Below are 17,780 nucleotides of genomic sequence, written 5' to 3'. Positions count from 1 at the left end.
CAGCTCTTTGGATAGATGAAACAGAGATAAAATACGATGAAGCTGAGCCGGGGAATCCGGCAAATTGTATCGCCGATAGCGCGATAGGACGCCGCATCGTTGGGCCGGAATACGCTGCGGACCGGATCATCATGATGGAGATACGCCTAGATACCCTGGCTGTACCCAAGGTCGTGCCGTCGCGGTACCGACAGGCGCCTGGCCGGATTCGACCCGTATGGTGGGATGCACCGTGCCCTGACATTCCGGATCATGCCGGTATGCCGGGTGTTTTTGCTAAAACATTCACAGAGGTCACAAATCAGCCGCGACCACCCGCGGCTCAATGGAACGACCTGCGGAATTCAAGGGGCGACAGATGGGTTTTGGCCTTGAACAATTTACTGAATGACTGCGAATGCTCGAATCCGAGGGCATAGGCCACCTCACTGACCGACAGATTGGTGGTTGAGAGTTTTTCCTTTGCTTTCTCAATCAGTTTGTCGTGAATATGTTGCTGCGCACTTTGACCCGTAAGGGTACGCAGCATATCGCTCAGATAACTGGGCGAAACATTCAGGCTGGTGGCCAGAAAACTCACCGTCGGCAGGCCGTCGCGCAGGGATCGTTCATCGTTAAAGTAAGCACCCAGTAGCTCATCCAGTTTTTGGAGCAAGTCGTTGCTGGCTGCCCTGCGCGTCAGGAACTGCCGTTTGTAAAAACGATTGGCATAACTGAGCAGCAGTTCAATCTGCGAAATCAGTACGTCCTGGCTAAAATCATCGATACGGCTGTTTAGTTCCGTTTCAATAAAACGAAATATGGAGAGGACCGTTTCGCTCTCCGTTTGGGAAAGATGCAGGGCTTCGTTGATGGCATAAGAGAAAAAGCCATACTGCCTGATCTTTTTGGCCAGCGGATAGCCAAGGAAGAAATCGGGATGAATGAGCAGTGAATATTGTGAGCATACGGTACCCTCCTGGTCGTCGCCTCCGATAATCTGGCCCGGGGCCGCAAAGAGCAGGCCTCCATCATTAAAATCATAATAACCCTGCCCGTACTTTAACCTCCCGCCCAACTTTGGCTTGAAAGAAACCTTGTAAAACCCCAGCACATGGCGCGCGGGTATTTTCTCAGGGTCTACAGGCGAATGCGCGCCATTGATAGAACTGATGAGCGGATGGGCAGGCTGCGGCAAACCAAAAGCGCGGTGCGCCTCTGAAAGCGACTCGAACCGGTGCAGTTTGTGATCTTCTTTTTTCATGGCTATCCGAAATGTACGAAAAGCCGGCCATTGTCGGGCAATGACCGGCCTTGAATTTCATCGTTAACCCTGTGCGGAGGCGGATATCGCATCCCATGCTTCCCAGGTCGCAAGCCGCCCGGCATACGCAGCGCGTGTCTGCGAAAGGTTGTGGCTGCCGAGGTTAAAACGCAGCGGCGGGTTTTCGGCATCCACGACCTGGAAGAGCGCCTGCGGTGTCGCTTCCGGGTTGCCACGCTGGGTGTTTTGCAGCTTTCCGAAAAACCCGGCCTTAAAATCGGCGTAGACATCCATGCCCTGCGCAAACTTCAGCGATTCAGGGGTACCGAACTCCGTGGCATACGCCCCGGGTTCAAGAATGGTTACCTTGATACCGAATGCACTGACTTCCGCAGCCAGACTTTCATGAATGGCTTCAAATGCCCATTTGGACGAACAGTAGTAACCAATGACCGGCAACGTCACGTGGCCCAGGTTACTGGAAGTGCCCATAATATGGCCGTAGCCTTGCGCACGCAACAGCGGCAGAGCCGCCTGAATCACCGCCACCGGACCAAGGACATTGGTTTCGTACATCGCACGAATCTCGTCCGCTTGGGCCTCTTCTATGGTACCAACGAGGGAATAACCGGCGTTGTTCAAGACAATATCCAGCCTCCCGAAGTGCGCATGTGCCGTGTTGACGGCCTGCTTTACCTGCTCTGCCCTGGTCACGTCAAGCTCCAGGACCAGCACATTGTCGCCATATTTTGTCTGAAGATCAGCGATACTTTCCGGATTGCGCGCGGTAGCGGCTACCTTGTCGCCACGCTCCAATGCGGCCTCTGTCCAGACGCGGCCAAAACCACGCGACGCGCCGGTGATGAACCATACTTTTTGTTGTGTCATAGCTATGTTTTTTATGCACAGCAAAGTTCAGCACCTCTCCTTCCGTAATTGTAGCCTGATCGCGGGAATTTGTAGCCGTATCGGGACAGAGCGGTCATTTGTGATACCTGTCGCAAATCGCATGTCACGAGCCAGCCTGTGACCGATATGCTTTCAGTTTCAACATCCCTTATTGGGCATAACATACATCACGTTACCCGAAACAGATAAACTGAAGCCGTATTTTTCAGTTGAAGGAAGGGTTATGGGTTGCCAGGTTTTACCCCTGTCAGCTGACCGGAATATACCATCGGCCCGACTACATACCAGATATTTACCCACTTGTTTGATGGATGAAATACTCGGCAAAGATTGAAGCAAGCCTATCCTTTTCATGAATACACTACCCCAGGAAGGCAGAAGGTCGTCACCGATGGCAGTCCAGGTTTCTCCCCCATTCAATGAAATGTGTACGCTGTTTGTTTGGGTTTCCGGGTTGTTTAGTATAGCAGCAAATCCGCCATCGATACGTTCCACGGCGATACCGGCACCCTCTTCACGGATCACATACTCCCAGTTTTGACCATCATCCGTGGATCTCAATATTCCCTCTTTGCTGGTAGCCACAAGTACCCCGTCTGACGCTGTCAGTTTCATTGCCCCGCCACCAGCATGCACGGGCTCCCAGGTTTTCCCCTTATTAGCGGATCTGAAAAGAACGTTGTTCGAGCTCACAAGAACGGTACCTTCGCGTGTTTCAAAAACGTTGTGTACTATTTTCTCATGATAATTCCTGGTCATCCAGTCTGTGGTTGTATCTATACGCATGGCCTGGTGCTGAAAATCGCCGTACACCGGCGACCAATTACCGGTTCCATTTGCTTTCTGTAAAAATTGTCCCCTGAAATCATAGGCAAATATCCCATCCCTGCCGGGGGTAATGTTCCTTTGCCTGCCAGGAAAATTCTCCTGTGTCCAGAAAGAAGTAGCGGCATTCGGTTCACTGTGATAAAACCCGTTTCCGGCACGCAGATAAATACCATGGTCATTTGCAAAAACACCATCTCTCCACACCCCCTCTTTCTGCAACTTTTCGGGCAGCCCTTCGCTAATATCCTGCCATGTCTGCCCTCCATCAGTAGATCTGAAAATGATGTGAGCAGTACCTGCAGATTTGCCGACTTTTACTGGTTTCTTTTTTGCCTCCTTTTCTTTTAACACAAAAGAATTGAGCAGGATCAATACCAGGAGGACGGCCGGAATAAACACAAAAGATTTTTTCATTTTCCCTTTAATTTAAGTAAAACCATGTAAATGAGTAACTACCGGAAGTGGGATCCATATAATCAAACGGATAGGAGCTTCCTCATTTTCCATTTGTTTTCGGGGATTTCAACCACTGCGGTGGCCGCAAACCTACAGGTCTTTGAACCAAAATTTGTCGGATTCCTGTAAAAGAAGGTTAAGGAAACGTAAAAGTTACTTTTACCGACTGTTATGGATTGATTTTACAAAAAAATGAAAGTATCACTTCTCAATCAGCCGATAGCTGATCAGCAGGGATCCGGGTTTATCGAGAATCTTGATTTCTATTCCATCATTCAACTCCTGACCCGATTTTACTACACCGACTCCACTGTCTTCATAAAACAGTTCATACTGCGCCTCGGAAACCAAACCGTTCAATTTAATGATCATGGAGTCGTCGGTAAACCGGTCACGACGAAATGCCATTACCAATCCGTCTTTGTTCTCGGGACGATTTAACTGATAAGCCAGCCAGGAGTTATTGTTCATATACCGTTTATGAGCGACAGTTAAAGGATAATAGTCGCCATAAAAATAGGGCCTCAATCGTTTAAACTCAGCGATGTACTGCTGGTAGGTTTGAATGGTTTCATTGTTATTGCCATCGACACTCCAGGTGATGACCGCGTTACTTCCCAGGCTCGATCTTACATAATACTGGCCTGTTTTATTCAGGGCCGTCCCATGCAGGGGCAAATAGAGATTCAGTCCATAGGTATGATTCTGGTTGCCTGTTGAATTTTGTTCCAGGTCAGACCGCCATAAAGGTGTACTCCGTGATGTTGTTTCCAGATCAATCCTTCTGCCGCCCGAAGCACAGTTGTCAATTATCATATCGGGAAAACGTACAAGCAAGCTGTCCCAGAAAGCATATAAGCCTTCAATATATTTTGCTTCTGCCATGCCGACTCTGTCGGGAGTATCCTGATTTTTCCAGTAAGGCATCGGATCAAAATTGAAGTCCTGCCGGTAGTAGTCAACACCTTCTTTCCGAAGGAAATCTGTGAGATAGTCCGTTAACCACAATCGGGCATCAGGGTTACCCAGGTCATATAAATAGGAGTCTGAACCTGGCAGGCTCTGTAACCATTTCGGGTGATCGTTGTAAATCTGTGTCCCTTTATACACCCGTTCGGGCTCAAACCACAACATGAATTTGGCACCCGCTGCATGGGCGGCGTCCGAAACGGGTTTCAGTCCGTTGGGAAAACGCTCTTTGTCCACCGTCCAGTTGCCCACATTCTGCGGCCATTCCCCATTTGCTTTATCCCATCCACAACCCGTATACCATCCCGCATCTATCCAGAAAAGCTCAGGCGTAAATTTGAACTGCTGATAACGTTTGATATGCGCCACCGCCGCTGCTTCCGTCAGGCACGTATGAACAGTGCAAGGGAAAGGTGCACCATCCAGCTCAAATGAAACCGATAATGGCAGCTCCGGATTTCGACCGTTTATTTTTCGGGTATGATGTGCCAAAATAAACCGTCGGAACTGGTTGTGACCCGTCATCTGATCTTCACCTTCCCAAAAAAGCAAACAAATTTTGGGGGTGCGAATTTCTTCCTTTGTATACAATGAGAGATGCATGTTTTCCATACCGGACTTAAGCGAAACGGATTTTTCATCTTTCTGGACAACATCGGCAAACCATTTTCCCGTCCAGCCAACCGCAACTACAATTCCCTGTCGACCAGGCATTTCGATATTAAAAAACGGAAAGGCGGTATCGTCCGATGAACGCCCGCCCCAGGGAGTCAGGTATCTGTTTTTCCCAACCTGCATAGGCTCATCGAAGGGCTGAAAATCATTCACTTCCGCATTACTCCCTTTGGAATGGTGCAGAACGAAATTCCCAGCTTCCCGGCCTGCAAATGAATAGTCAATGGCGCAGGTTTTTTCAATAACCGGGGAGTTTTTAGCAGACTGGTTACTGAAATGCAGTACCCATTCCACGGCGGGGAAATCGGTAAACCGGGTGAGGGTACATTTGACCGAAAGCCCTCCGGAAGGTTCCGAATAGGTGAAAACCGTTACATCTGCGTGGGGATGGACCGGGCTCAGTTTTTCTTTGCTGAACTTCCAGTTTTTAATGAACGAAACAGAGCTTTTACCGCCATAAATGAACGAAAACGGAGGAATTTTTCCCTGAGCGAAATGCTTTTCTATCCAGTGATGAACATCGGCTCCATCTGGGAAGTCTGGTATTTGTCCGTACACTGTTTGATGGCCAAGCGTAATGGCTAGAAAGTAAATCAACAGATTTTTTTTCATTGTGTGAATGAGCAGGTGATTAAATGGTGTAATGCCCGCACCGGTTACTCATGAATCAGAGCGTATCCGAAGGGATTCATGGGAGTTGTTAAGGGGATAAAAGGGCGGTAAGCTGGCTATTTGATCCACTGATTATTCTGCGGGCCGATCTCCCCCAGGGGGATGGGTTTTAACCCATATGCGGTAAGTATTTCCGGTGTGCAAAATGCTTCCACCCTGCTCCCGTTTCCCTGAATTTGAGGGTTATTTTCCAAAACCAGAACGTCTCTTTTATTCCGCAGAAACTGGTTCCGGCAATCTACAATCAGGTTATTTCTGATCGCATTGACATCGGCATTTTCCCGTATTGTTTTCAGTTCAGGATATTTAGCGAGATACAGCGCAGACCGGATGTCTACCTCCTCATATATCTTTTTTCGAATGGCCAGGGTGTCCAGTTCTTTCAGCCAGCGTTTTTCACCCCATTGGTGAAAGGAAACCGCGGCTAAACAATCATAAAACAGATTATTCTCCACCAGATTATCCTTCCCGCCATGGATCTGTACACCACCGAATTGCGCCGAGCCGCACCTTTCGAAAATGTTTCCGAAAATGTGGACTCCCGAAATCATATCATCCAGCCGGACTCCAGCAGCGCCGCTGTGGGTACCGCCTGAAATATCAGACCACCGGTTGAAAAGTATCTTGATGCCCCGGTAAGATGGATTGTAAAAAATATCAACCGCACCCTGATCGTCAGACTCGTCTACTACATGGCTTACCTCGTTGTATTCGATGGTAAAATCGTTGCCCTCCAGTCGCATGGCGGACGAAGACGAATAACGAAACCGGTTGTGGCTGACCCGCATGCCGCAGCCTTCGAGGTGAACTGCCGGTTCATAAGTTCTTTTAAAAAGCGAGAAATATTCCACCACAGTGTTCTCAATATAACTGTTTGCAGGAGTCAGATTTTTCCGGTCCCCGCCTTTCATATCAATTCCTCGGAAACCCAGCGTCCGGATCAGACAGCCCGAAATTCCATGATTGGAGCCACCTGCTACGTGTACACCATCACGCCCAAAGCGTTCGATCCTGCAATCTTTGATCAGGCAGTTTCTCCCTCCTGAAACCAAAATCGCGCTTCCACGGCTTTCTTCGAAAGCCAATCCCTGCAAGGTCACATAAGAACAGTTTTTCAATTCAATCATAAAGGGCTCGCTGAATACAGAAAGACCTACGTCGGCGGCGTTGGGATGCACGTCAACCGGCGGATACCAATAAAGCCTACCGTCGGTGCGGTCAAGATACCATTCGCCGGGCTGGTCGATTTCGCAAAACAGGTTCACTCCAAAATATCTCAAACTGTCTTTATAGCCGTAATGATGATAGGGTTCGTCCAGATGCAAGGTTTTAGAAAGCGTGTCGACGTTACGTACCTTCTGGAATTCGTCGGCCCAATCCCAAAACCAGTAGCCACCGAGGTACGGGGCACTTTCATTCGCCCAACGATTCTGACGATGTTCCGTATACTCAAAAATGCCTTCTTTGCATCCCCTCTTGTTCTTAAATACGGGAGGTAATGCGGTGGATCCTTTCACAAGCCCGGCAGTTGCAAACCCTTGATCCGGCCAGCGTGCGAGGGTTTGTAATACGCCGTTGCAAAATAATTCGGGGCGTTTGCCAGCTGCTATCGGGTCGCCAAAATTGACAATTCCCGCTTCTTTTACATCGGTAACATATACTTTCCCTTTTGCATCAGGGCTCAGCAATGCCAGCTTCGCAGGATCTGCCAGTTTCTGCCATTTTTTCAAGGTACGGCTTCCGGTAAAAACCGGCTTGCCAATACCCGAAGCTTTGATCACCAACGGACTTCTCTCATTTCCGGAGTCTTCAGCGCTAAACACGACGGACTTTTCAAGCTGGTAAATTCCACCTGCTACATATACAGTTACCGGCTGGCCGGGCGATTTTCTGTGAACCGAGCGGGCAATGTCCCTTGCTTTTTCAAGTGTCTTTAAGGGAAAACCTTTGGTTCCGGAATTGTTGTCGCTGCCCGTTGGTGAGATGTATATGTCAATTTCCTTTGCATAACTTTCCAAAGAGAAACAGAAAAATATAGTCAAAAAAAACAGACTGATGGCAAAGAGGGAATATTGATTTTTCATGAAGGTTGTGTTCTTTATTCGGCTGATCATGAGACATCCAACAAGCATCATCGCATTCCTGTCAGCCTGTTTTACCGCTGTTTCGGGCACGCCTCAGGTGCCCAATATGCTGCTGGGGAATGTTTTTTGACCGGCGGTTATTTCAAGGTATCTCCTGTTTAACCAGCGGTACCGGATGATGAGACTGTACAGTTAAGTTTTAATACCTGAGGCCGACGGTCCAGTTTTTACTCTTGGCAATGCTCCGGTCGCAATCCTTTTCACCGGGGTTACCAGCTACGTATAATTTTGCGGCAGCGGCGCTTTGAGGTAAGGTCGCAAACAAGGCATTCAGAGACTCGGCTGAAAGCTGATTATCACAGCAAACCGACCATTGCAGTGCCGTGTTTTTACTGACATCCAACGTCTTCAACCGGTTTTCGTAGCAATCCAGCCGTCTCAGTAATGTGTTCATTCCAAGATCCAGGCTTGTTAAAAGGTTTTGATAACAATTCAACCAGGTCAGCCTGGTATTTTTAGTGACATCCAGATTTGTCAACAGGTTTCGGTAGCAATACAACTCGGATAGCAATGCATTTTTACTGACATCTAAATAATTTAATTGATTGCCATTACACCACAGTATTTTCAGCGCAGTATTGTTGCTCAGGTCCAGATAGGTCAGTCTGTTTTCACTGCAATCCAGAAAAGTCAGCGCCGTGTTGTTGCTTACATCCAGGTAGGATAATTTACTATCCCTGCAGTCCAGGGCTGTGATATGCTCGCCATTGATAGCGATGGTATGTGCAGAGGCATCCGGGTAGGTATGATCGATTTTTACACCGGCACCATCTGCAAGGGTAAGGACCTGCTTCGCGGAGCCGTCTCCCCAATCGATCGTAGCTGTTCCGCTGCCAGACAAGCGGATACCCAACCGGGTATCCGCGTCTGCTGTCATGGTGATCTTACTGGCATTTGGTTTTTTCTCTGCGAACGAGCGCGGGTAGGAAACAAAAAACTTCCTTTCATTGCTGTTGGCAGGTTTCCATGTATCCTTTTCTCGGCTATTGTCGTATAACTTCAGAATCCAGGAATCGAATTTCCGTTGTCCCTCATACAATTCAATAACCCTTGCTCCTGATCCGAGTTCTCCATAAATCTGTCGTCCGGTCGCCTGACCGAATCCAAGGCAGATATCATCCAGGCAGCCAATGTAATTATTGTTGTGCTCGTGCCCCACAAATACACCGATTACATCTTTGCACTCCTGCATGGTGGTAAAAAGGTTGGAACGGGAACTACCCGAAGCCGGTATTGCGTCCAGATTAACGCCAACGGTGGTACTTTTCCCGATAACATGATGGAACTCAACAAAAGGAATATGAAAAAACGCCAGGGAAGGAAGCGGAGTACCACTATTTTGTCTGGTAAATGCCGCACTCTGCTTCCTGTACCATTGCACCTGGCTATCATCCATCCACTCGTAAGCATTCGGGTCTGGTTTTTCACCGGAATCTAACACATAACAGAGGGCCGCTGTCTTCTGCGATTTTGACGACTGAATCGGCAAGACGTAATTCCCTTTTCCGGCCAGTTCTTCCGGTCCGCTTATGGTGAGGTTATAGGGCAATCCTACGATCGCAGCCATGGTTTCCTCTTTGGTAATTTCGTACTCTGCGTCATGATTTCCCAAACTCGCGGCCCACGGAACTTTTGCATCACTCATTACCCGGGCCACTTTCAGCCACGCCTTCTTTCTGTTATCAGAGCCGACAACATCGCCGGTGAGGATCACCAGATTCGGCTTTTCCCTTTTAATGACCGTTTTCATTACGGCCAGTACGCTGTCCGAACGATAGGAATCATATTGAATGTGCGTGTCGGTAAACTGCACAATTTTGAACCTGGCGTGAGCATTGAACTTTAATATGGGCTTACCCTGTCCTTTGGCAATGAAATAAGAAAAGACGATGAGACAGATGGTAATACATAACTTTTGCATTGACACGAATGATAAAGGTCCCTATTTGTACGACTGGTTTTGCTGCTGCTCAATGATCGGTACGGACCAGTAGTATGCGGAGTAAGGCGGCGCTACCGGCGAGAAACGGGCCGGATCTCTGTCACCTATTCCTAAAGGCATGCGTAATCCTATAAGGTAATGGGTGCGGTCTCCATGCTCACTAGCCAGTTCCTTGGTACGTTCGTTGTGGATATCGCTGGCTGTGATATCCGAGGCTGTGATATCTCCCAATCCGGCACGTTTTCTGACCACATTCAGGTCTTGCGCGGCCCCTTGGGTATCACCGGTATTAAAACGCAGAATGGCACGGGTGAGGTAAATTTCCGCAAGTCTGATCATAGGCCTGTTGGAATGGCGGCCGCTGGATGAGCGGAAGTACTTGTCGACCCATACTTCCGGCCTTGCCACTTTACAAGTTGCATTGGGATCACCACCAACGGCGCCATATTCCTCATAACGCCTGTAAAGTTGCGTGTAGCGCTTATCCTTTTTTGCATCCGGTATTTCTGCGTAGTTGCCCTTGAGTCCGTCGGTCATCCATCCGATTTCTTTCAAAGCGGCGTATCCCATCGTGTAGGTGGAATAATCCCCTCCCCGGTTATTGTTGTTGTACAGGTTCTTTCCATAAATACCAGGCGTCCTGTCAAAACGAGTGCTTGGGCTCACGTAGGCTGTTTCCCAGATAACCTCTTTCGCACTTTGCGCACCCGTGCGATTGAATGCCACAATCGGATCTTCCGAAAGGTCGTACATAGAACTACCCAGTATAAAGTCACATTCAGCCTTTGATTTGGCATGCTGCCCGGTTATGAAATATACCCTTGCTAACATACCCGATGCTGCAAATTTGTTCGCCCTTCCTTTCGGCTGGGTTTCGGTTGTGACGTAACTTTCGGGCAGCAATTCTTTTGCCTTTTCCAAATCGCTCTGTATCAACCCCCAAACTTCCGCAACTGTACCCAAATAGGGTTCTTTCAATCCTTCCGCTGTTTTGACATAGTCTGTGCGTAAAACGAAATGGCGGCTGTCATTAGCTCCCTTTGGATCGAAAGGAGGAGCATATAGTCTTGCAAGATACCAATAGGCTACCCCGCGCATAAAATACAATTCACCTTTATAACGTTTCACCAACTCGCGGTCAGCATTTACCATCCCTTCAAAAGGATCCTTACCGTCTCTTTCCGCATCGTTCAGCAATTGTAGCGCTGCGTTATTATTGGTAATGATGTAATATAAAAATTTGAAAGTTTCGGCCACTTCCTTATCCGATGGCGCGCTTGCATAGGTGCGGTTATAGTACTGAGTGGCATAATTATTCCCCTGGATGGCTTCCGGCAGTAACCTTACAATATCCGATTGGCCGAACTGAACCATTGACAGGGAACCCATGGGGTTAAACCAGGGATCATTGGACAAATGCAGGTACCCTTCCCGAACGGCAAGTTCCAGCTCCTTCGCGTTCTGCCAGGGGAACTGAAAAGGTCTTTCCAGTTCGAAATACTTTTCACAGGACGACATCCCAAATGTGAGAAGAAAAATACAGCAGGCTTTGAGAATCTTATGATATATTTTCATGATTTACTACATTGAATCGTTTAGAATTTAGCACTGACACCAACGGAAAAAACTCTTGACTGAGGCATTTCAAGAGCAAATACGACGCTGCTCAAGGAGCCGTCAATGATATTCACTTCGGGGTCATAACCCGAGAATTTAGTGAATGTCAGCAAATTGGTCCCACTCAGATACACGTAGATCCCCTTTATACGACTAGCCTCGGCTAGTTTTACGGGGATATTATAACCCAACTGAAGGCTTTTAAGGCGCAGATAATCCCCTTTTTCCAGATATAGCGAATTAGGCGTGATATTTTCGCTGCCATACTGCACCTGTACGTTTGAAGGGCTGCCGTCGCTGTTGTAATAATAGCTATTGCCGTATGTGGTCATCGGATACTTTGTATGATCGCCGGGTTTCCTCCAGGTATCGGTAAGTATTTCCTGCGAAAGCGTCATCAGTCCTGTATTGGGCGTCATCAGGCTTTGTCTTAGTCTGTTATAGATGTAATGACCCGCGGCGAAATTCCAGAACATACTTACATTAAACCCTTTATAGGTTACGTTGGTGTTAACACCCCCGGTAACCTTCGGAATTGATGTTTTTCCTTCTAGAATCATCCTGTTGGCAGTCTGGTTGGTGGTAGTAGCAGGTATTATTTTGCCTGTACGACGCAGGGTACCACCTTCCTGCCTTTCGATTTCATAAATCATAGGAATACCCTTGTCAGCATCTACGCCTGCATAGTCAGCCATATACCAGTTGGCCAACGGTAATCCGGTTTTGATAATTTCGCGCACCGTTTCTGACGGGAAGATACCGTTTCCTGCTTTGTCCAGTTCCGGTGTAAGCGCCAGTACTTTATTGCGGTTGGTTGCAAAATTCCCTCCCACTCTCCATTTAAAATCCTTTTTGGAAATGAGCAGGGCGTCAATATCGAATTCCAATCCATAACTTTTCATATCGCCAATATTCTGCCAGATCGAATTACTTTGCTGTATCCCCGCCGACAAAGGAACGGTGGCTTTAAGCAACATATCCTGAACCTTTTTGGTATACCACGCTACGGATCCATTAATCCTGTTCTGGAACAATCCGAAGTCTGCACCAAAGTCTATCGTGCTGGTGGTTTCCCATTTGACATTCCGGTTGCCGATGTTGGTAAGCATTTTGGAGTTGGATAATTGCAGTGTGCCGTCGCCGGAACGGTTGCTCCAGATATCTCCTGTGATACCCGTAGGGATATTGGTATTACCCGTTTGTCCATAACTACCCCTGAATTTCAACAGATTAATTGCCTCAAAGTTGAAGAACTTCTCTTCGGAGATAATCCAGCCCAGGGACCCGGACAGGAAAGTAGCCCAGCGGTTTTCATTAACGAATTTCGAAATTCCGTCGCGGCGGATACTCAATCCCGCATAATATTTCTCCTTGAAATTGTAATTGGCCCTACCGAAGATCCCCATCAGATACGCTTCGTTACCCAGGCTACTGCTGCCCGAGAGCGTGGTGGGCGTGCCTATCTCATGAAAAGTGCCAACCAATCCAATCCCGGTCAGATTGGTAGCATGGGATCGTGCGCGTGTGCCTTCCACCCCGGCTACCACATTCACATGGTGATTTTGGAAAGTAGCGTCATAATTGAAATAGGAGTTATAATTCAGCGTGGACGAGTTTATTTTACTTTCCTGAGCACGGCTTCCCAGTATGCGGACTTTTTCGCTAATCCATGATGCTGCCTGGCTGTTGACATAATTCAACCCCACTTCACCATGTAACATCAGGCCTTTGACAGGAAGCTTCAGATCGGCATTAAGCCCGGTCAGCAGGTTCAAAGCTTTCAGGTTATTTTCTGAATGTACCGGATCCATACTGGCAAGCGGATTGACCATCGACTGCGGGTTCCAATACCCGTTGACACCATCCGGGTCATATACTTTGTACCAGGGCAGCGCATTGGAATTTACTTGTCCCCAGCCTCCTGCGCCTTGTTTGCCGTCACCTGAGCTGATGCGGTTATTATTTGTATAGGATGCCAGCATCCTGTATCCCAGGGATAAGGTATTGAGCAGGTTATGTTTAATATTGAAATTACTGGAAAGCGTTTGCAAATCACCGAATTTGAGATTGCTGTTGTCTTTCCTGTAATTCAGTGACAGATAAGAATTGGTTTTTTCCGAACCACTGCTTGTTGATATCCGAACATCGGAAAAGCTACCCATGCGACTGATTTGATCGGCCCATCTGGTATTGGTGCTCATGGCTTCGGCTCTTGTCATGGAAGTTTGGTAGGTATCCAGCTGTCCAAGGCTTTGCACAGGCTCATACGGGCCGGCTAAACGGCTGTTGGATCTCACCAGATCCATGATCTCCACAAACTCCTTTCCCGAAGCGATACCTACATCTGTTTTCGTCCAGTTGCTGACACCTGCGCGAATGTCTACGTCAAAGGTGCTTTTTCCCTTTTTGCCACTCTTGGTGGTCACGACAATGACGCCATTGGAACCACGCGAACCGTAAATAGAAGTGGCCGCTGCATCTTTCAATACCTGCATGGATTCAATATCTGCCGGATTAATCATCGAAAGAATATTCTGGTTGGTAGATCCGTTGAAATCGGACCCTATGGCTCCCGTTACAATGGGTATACCGTCAACAATCCATAAGGGATCTGTATTGGACGATACGGAGTTAATACCACGTACCTTCACCTGTACCGGGGCGCCCGGAACGCCAGTTGACGTCACCATTACGCCTGAGGCCATCCCCTGAAGCGCGGCATCCATGGATGCGGGTTTGAGCTTTTGAAGGTCGTCGGATTTCAGTGTGGCTACCGACCCCAGGATGTCTCTTTTTTTCATGGTACCATAACCCACTACCACAACTTCTTCAAATGACCTGGATGAGGGTTTCAGGGAGATGTTCAGATCACTGTTGGATCCGGTTTCGATTTCCTGGCTATCATAGCCTACAAACGAAAACACCAGTATGGCACTCGTATTGGGGAAATCAATCGTGTATTTTCCATTAGCATCCGTAATGGTTCCGGATCCTGTTCCCTTGATCAGAATACTGACGCCCGGCAAGGCATCCCCTTTTTCATCCGTCACCTTTCCCGACACCTTCGTTTCTGAAAATGAACTACTGTTTTTCTCCGTGGAGTGCAGCGAAGCGTCCTCCATGGTTTTGTTTTTCTTCATCAGGATGATATACTTTCCGGAGACCGAAAAGGTCAGCCCTAAAGGCGTGAGTAGCTTGTCCAGCACCAGGGCGAGCGGGTCTGCATTGGCTACCAGGGTAGTCTTTTCATTTTTAAGAATGATAGCAGGTTCGTAGCTAAACTTTACATTCGCCGATTTTTCAATTAAGGACAAGGCCGTGCGGATGTGCTGGTTCCTGATCTCCAAAGATATAGGACGGGTTAACAAATCCTGAGCCAGCCCATCCTTTGCCATGCTCATTCCGAAGGTGAGCATGACCAGAATAATGTGTATGCCGGAGAATTTCAGCATGACGAATAAGATTTTAAGAGGTAAATGTTCTTTTTGCATACCTTTGATACGTTTTGAATGTTCCTGGAAATGTGAATAGGCAAGACATGTCTCCCCCTCTTGCCACAGAGGTTCAGGGAGGCGATCTTTGAAGTCAGCAATGTTGCACCATTGCTGACTTTTTTTTAACAGCTATTATATCATAGTACTTTATAAGGGGGTTAAGGGTTAGGAATCGGGTTTGTTTTTTGTTTCTATAATAATCTTTGTATCTACCACCTGATAGCTCATTCCCATGGTATTGCACACCACGTTCAGCTTTTCGTAAAGGCTTTCGTTACCCAGATTGACACGGAGGGTTCGGTTCTCCACCAGCTCCGGATTGTATATAATCTCTACACCATAAGCCGCCTGCAGTAAGTCGAAAACCTGATTTAAGGGTGTATCGTTGAAATCAAACTGTATATCCCTTTCTCCGGCCAAAACGATGGGGTTCTCCACCAATGATTTGGTGAAATGCTGCTGACTTCTTGTGAATTCCGCTTGCTGATTGGCCGTGAGAACTACACCTCCTGTGGCTGCATTTTGCTCCATATCTTTCTGAGCGAAAACAGATACCTTACCCGTGGTTACGGAAACAACTACCGAAGGGTCAGTCTGAAAAGCCCGTATCCGAAAACTGGTCCCGAGAACCTTTGTAACCGTCTCATTGGCATAAATAAGGAAGGGATGGTTGGCATCTCTGGCAACTTCAAAAAATGCCTCGCCTTTCAGTTGGACAATACGCTCCCCGGGGCCAAATTTTTTAGGGTATATCAGCCGGCTATTTTTGGAAAGGCTTACCGTGCTACCATCGTCCAGGTTGATTTTTAGAACATTATCTGTCCTGTTAACTTCCTCAAACAGGCGGTCCTTACTCTGAGCAGCCAAAGCCTTTGGCAATGTATCCCGTGTTCCCAAGGTGGTGGCCAACCTGTACGAACCAATCATAACAGCACTTGCCAGTAAAATGGAGGCCGCAATTTTCCATGCGGAAAGCCTGTTCCAGAACGTTACCTTTTTGGTCGCAACCCGATCTTGTATTTCTTCCCAAACGGATTCCTTTAAGTCAGCGTAAAGTTCTGATGCGTTTTCATCCGAGCTGAGCTCCTGGACCAGCAATCGGGCAGCGAGGATTTTGTCTGTCTGATGCGGGTTTTCGCTGATATAATCTTCCCAAAAACCAGGCTGTCCGGAATTCTCACCGAACACCCACTTTTGAAAAGATTCGTCAAAAGCAAAATCTTCTATTTCATATTTTGAATAGTCCCTGGACATTGGCTCAACCTTTGGTTTGCTACCAAGTGCGGAAACCGACTATTTTTAGTCCATTTTTTTTACTTTTTTTGCAAAAAAGATTAATATAGCACAAAGTGACTAATAAAGAGTAGTTTACAAGAGAGGAAAACTCTATCGGTAACGATTTAGTAATGGTGCTTATTACATTCTTTTTCATTTGATTACCTTGTAAATCAATATTGCAAATATAAAAAATAAAGGGTAGAGTACATTGGCTCTTTACCCTTTATTTCGACTTACAAAGTTATTGCGGAGGTTGCTCATTTGTGTGCTCCTACAATTGCGCATTACCGTAATCCCAATAGTATGAGCCCTGCTTTAGTATAAGACATGGCAAGGTGTATATAGAATATGTACCCAAACAGAGAGATACAGAATGCTTTAGATATATGGCTTAAGCAAAGGCTGGTAGTTTGACCTATCCATGTACCAGGAACACTGAGCATAAAGCTATGGTGCTGTTTTATATCCATAATGACAGCCTTACTGAGTTAGAGTTTTTTTCAAGACATTAAAAACTCAGTCAATCAGGTCGCACAATAATTAAATCGAAACCTATTAAGATCGATTTACCCTACTGTTCAAGATCTGCCCTTAAAGAGGTCTACGTTTTTAATTGCTATGTTTTTAAGCCTAATCCGCCTAAATTCTCTTCTTTTATTTGAGTCGAAATTCGGTAGGAGAAATACCTGAGAGTCTCTTGAAAAATCGGCTGAATACCTGCACGTTTTCAAATCCGAGTTCGTACGCTATTTCAGAAATATCCCGTTTTGTATAATGCAGCAAGTTTTTAGCCTCTAACAGAATACGGTCATGGATAAGCTGAAGTGGTGATTTTTCATCAATCTTCTTAAAGGTATTGGTAATGGTCTTTGGTGATTTGTGTAATAAACCTGCATAGTAAGAGACGCTATGCTGCTCCTTAAAGTTTTGTTCAACCAGAAAATTGAATTCCCTTATTAAATTATGCTGACTATCGTCGATGAAAGACAAGGTACCTTGCATTTTGTATATTCTTGTGCACAGTATCAGGATGCGCTTGAGGACAATTTGCAGCATTTCAAGCTGCAATTCGTCTTTCATTTCTAATTCCATATCGGTTAGGTTCCAGGCATCATTCATTATCGCAAATTGCGGCTCCTGAACCGAAACAACCGGTATTTTTGCAGGTGTATAATACAATACACCTTTACAGCCGACTTCGCTATCATGGTTAATTATGCAATAGAATTCTGAATTGAACCGAAGCATTTTCATAGCGTTAATCTGCTCATATTGCACATGATGGTATTGAGAGAGACTAACAATCTGGTTGTTATTAAAAGTTTGGTGAATGCCATCGATGATCAATTTGTTTCCGTCAGATTGAAACCACAGTAGCTGCAGAGCCCCAGATACAATCGGCCTAAAGCTTCTGAAATTGTCACAATCTACATACTCCAACTCAAAGTATTCGTTCTGCTTTCCTTGATAGATCATATTAATATTCAATTTAAAGTACTTCTATATTATTATCAAAAATACATATAATCTCAAAACACAATTTAATTTAAAGC

The 17,780-nt window shown here is 46.7% G+C and carries 10 protein-coding genes; all 10 read right to left on the bottom strand.

Translation table 11 applies throughout. The features are described from left to right. Positions 1–322: 322 nt before the first annotated feature. Complete coding sequence (locus KOE27_RS08300) at positions 323–1,243, bottom strand: helix-turn-helix domain-containing protein (protein ID WP_215238438.1); 921 nt, start codon at positions 1,241–1,243, stop codon at positions 323–325. Positions 1,244–1,306: 63 nt separating this feature from the next. Further along, positions 1,307–2,131, bottom strand: coding sequence for an SDR family NAD(P)-dependent oxidoreductase (locus KOE27_RS08295; RefSeq protein ID WP_215238437.1), 825 nt, complete (start codon positions 2,129–2,131; stop codon positions 1,307–1,309). 159 nt (positions 2,132–2,290) lie between these two features. Beyond that, positions 2,291–3,394 carry a WD40/YVTN/BNR-like repeat-containing protein gene (locus tag KOE27_RS08290; RefSeq protein ID WP_215238436.1) on the bottom strand — a complete coding sequence of 368 codons (1,104 nt, stop codon included), beginning with the start codon at positions 3,392–3,394 and terminating at the stop codon, positions 2,291–2,293. 243 nt (positions 3,395–3,637) lie between these two features. Beyond that, entirely contained in the window at positions 3,638–5,692 is a 2,055-nt protein-coding gene (locus tag KOE27_RS08285) for a glycoside hydrolase family 36 protein (protein WP_215238435.1), read from the bottom strand. Positions 5,693–5,808: 116 nt separating this feature from the next. Continuing rightward, positions 5,809–7,836, bottom strand: a complete 2,028-nt coding sequence (locus KOE27_RS08280; RefSeq protein WP_215238434.1) for a right-handed parallel beta-helix repeat-containing protein — start codon at positions 7,834–7,836, stop codon at positions 5,809–5,811. A gap of 199 nt (positions 7,837–8,035) precedes the next feature. Further along, on the bottom strand, positions 8,036–9,817 hold the full coding sequence (locus KOE27_RS08275; protein ID WP_215238433.1) for a metallophosphoesterase: 1,782 nt from the start codon (positions 9,815–9,817) through the stop codon (positions 8,036–8,038). Between the two features lie 21 nt (positions 9,818–9,838). After that, positions 9,839–11,413: a RagB/SusD family nutrient uptake outer membrane protein gene (locus KOE27_RS08270; protein ID WP_215238432.1), complete on the bottom strand. Its 1,575-nt coding sequence runs from the start codon at positions 11,411–11,413 to the stop codon at positions 9,839–9,841. 20 nt (positions 11,414–11,433) lie between these two features. Next, the gene (locus KOE27_RS08265; RefSeq protein ID WP_215238431.1) at positions 11,434–14,946 is read right to left on the bottom strand and encodes a SusC/RagA family TonB-linked outer membrane protein; all 3,513 of its coding nucleotides are present in this window, start codon (positions 14,944–14,946) and stop codon (positions 11,434–11,436) included. Between the two features lie 168 nt (positions 14,947–15,114). Beyond that, positions 15,115–16,203: a FecR family protein gene (locus KOE27_RS08260; RefSeq protein ID WP_215238430.1), complete on the bottom strand. Its 1,089-nt coding sequence runs from the start codon at positions 16,201–16,203 to the stop codon at positions 15,115–15,117. 678 nt (positions 16,204–16,881) lie between these two features. Then, the gene (locus KOE27_RS08255; RefSeq protein ID WP_229252705.1) at positions 16,882–17,715 is read right to left on the bottom strand and encodes a helix-turn-helix domain-containing protein; all 834 of its coding nucleotides are present in this window, start codon (positions 17,713–17,715) and stop codon (positions 16,882–16,884) included. Positions 17,716–17,780: the final 65 nt, after the last annotated feature.

The sequence above is a fragment of the Dyadobacter sp. CECT 9275 genome, assembly GCF_907164905.1.
Classification (GTDB): domain Bacteria; phylum Bacteroidota; class Bacteroidia; order Cytophagales; family Spirosomataceae; genus Dyadobacter; species Dyadobacter helix.
This window is presented reverse-complemented; position numbering and strand designations above follow the sequence as displayed.

Coding starts and splice junctions, on each gene's coding strand:
- KOE27_RS08300 (WP_215238438.1), bottom strand. CDS start 1,243: ATGAAAAAAGAAGATCACAAACTGCACCGGTTCGAGTCGCTTTCAGAG.
- KOE27_RS08295 (WP_215238437.1), bottom strand. CDS start 2,131: ATGACACAACAAAAAGTATGGTTCATCACCGGCGCGTCGCGTGGTTTT.
- KOE27_RS08290 (WP_215238436.1), bottom strand. CDS start 3,394: ATGAAAAAATCTTTTGTGTTTATTCCGGCCGTCCTCCTGGTATTGATC.
- KOE27_RS08285 (WP_215238435.1), bottom strand. CDS start 5,692: ATGAAAAAAAATCTGTTGATTTACTTTCTAGCCATTACGCTTGGCCAT.
- KOE27_RS08280 (WP_215238434.1), bottom strand. CDS start 7,836: ATGAAAAATCAATATTCCCTCTTTGCCATCAGTCTGTTTTTTTTGACT.
- KOE27_RS08275 (WP_215238433.1), bottom strand. CDS start 9,817: ATGCAAAAGTTATGTATTACCATCTGTCTCATCGTCTTTTCTTATTTC.
- KOE27_RS08270 (WP_215238432.1), bottom strand. CDS start 11,413: ATGAAAATATATCATAAGATTCTCAAAGCCTGCTGTATTTTTCTTCTC.
- KOE27_RS08265 (WP_215238431.1), bottom strand. CDS start 14,946: ATGCAAAAAGAACATTTACCTCTTAAAATCTTATTCGTCATGCTGAAA.
- KOE27_RS08260 (WP_215238430.1), bottom strand. CDS start 16,203: ATGTCCAGGGACTATTCAAAATATGAAATAGAAGATTTTGCTTTTGAC.